Source organism: Pseudomonas sp. SIMBA_041, assembly GCF_046535095.1.
Classification (GTDB): Bacteria; Pseudomonadota; Gammaproteobacteria; order Pseudomonadales; family Pseudomonadaceae; genus Aquipseudomonas; species Aquipseudomonas mucoides.
In genome coordinates, this window is record NZ_JAWRXJ010000771.1 from 1 (window position 1) to 245 (window position 245).

Genomic DNA, 245 nt, shown 5'->3' on the forward strand with positions numbered 1-245 from the left:
TCATCTGAGGTCGATGCATTGTTGCGTCGCCAGCAGTTCCCCGGCGAGCGACTGGACGAAATCCTGGCCTGGGATGGTGCAGAAGATATTTTTGCCGGTCTTGTTGACCGATACATCTTGCGCGCTGGAATATCGGGCGTGCAGCCCAAAGTTTTGGTGCCTGAGGATCAGAGCGATGCGCCGCAACGTTTCACCTCGAAAACGTCTGACCTGATCATAAAAAGCGGGCGGGACGAGTTCCCGGG

Annotated in this window: 1 pseudogene; it reads left to right on the top strand. The window is 56.3% G+C overall.

Features of this window, described 5'->3' with window-relative positions:
* Positions 1–245 (top strand): annotated as a pseudogene (locus SB725_RS33200) (type II toxin-antitoxin system HipA family toxin); the annotation flags it as partial.